Below are 848 nucleotides of genomic sequence, written 5' to 3' on the forward strand. Positions count from 1 at the left end.
CCCGGCCGACGTCGCCGCCGCGGGACACGGCAAGCCGGGGCGTCCCGGCCGTCCGGTTCCCGGCACCGACTTCGAAGCCGTGCCGCCGAACAAGCTCGACGCGGTCACCATTCCCGAGGGTTACGACCAGCGGGTCGTCATCCGCTGGGGCGACGCCGTCGAATTCGGCGCGCCGAAGTTCGATTTCCGCAAGCAGACCGCGGCCGCGCAGGCCAAGCAGTTCGGCTACAACAACGACTTCGTCGGCCTGATCCCGCAGGACCCGCTGGGCATCCGCAACCTGCTGGTGGTGAACCACGAGTACACCACCGAGGTCCACATGTTCCCGGCCGACCAGTACGACCCGGCCAACCCGACCGAGGAGCAGGTCAAGATCGCCTGGGCCGCTCACGGTCTTTCGGTCGTCCAGACCTTCCGCGACCCGATCGGCGGCGCGCTGCGCGCCGTGCCGAGCCCGTTCAACCGCCGCATCACGCTGAACACCGCCTTCGAGGTGCGCGGCCCGGCGGCCGGTTCGAAGTTCCTCAAGACCTCCGCGGACCCGACCGGCCGCAAGGTCTTCGGCACGCAGAACAACTGCGCCGGCGGCGTGACCCCTTGGGGCACCGTGCTTTCCGGCGAGGAGAACGTCAACCAGTACTTCGCCAACGCGTCGAGCGTCACCGACCCGGTCGCGGCCGCGCGCCTGAAGCGCTACGGCTTCTCCGGCGCCGGGACCACCCGTAAGTGGGAGCGGTTCGACAAGCGCTGGGACCTCGCGCAGGAACCCAACGAGGCCAACCGCTTCGGCTGGGTCGTCGAAATCGACCCGAACGACCCGAACTCGACGCCGGTCAAGCACACCGCGC

The 848-nt window shown here is 69.5% G+C and carries 1 protein-coding gene; it reads left to right on the forward strand.

All coding sequences use genetic code 11. The features are described from left to right. Nucleotides 1–848: PhoX family protein (locus CFP71_RS42595; RefSeq protein ID WP_143267320.1), on the forward strand; the 848-nt coding region annotated here is incomplete at both ends.

The organism is Amycolatopsis thailandensis, assembly GCF_002234405.1.
GTDB lineage: Bacteria > Actinomycetota > Actinomycetes > Mycobacteriales > Pseudonocardiaceae > Amycolatopsis > Amycolatopsis thailandensis.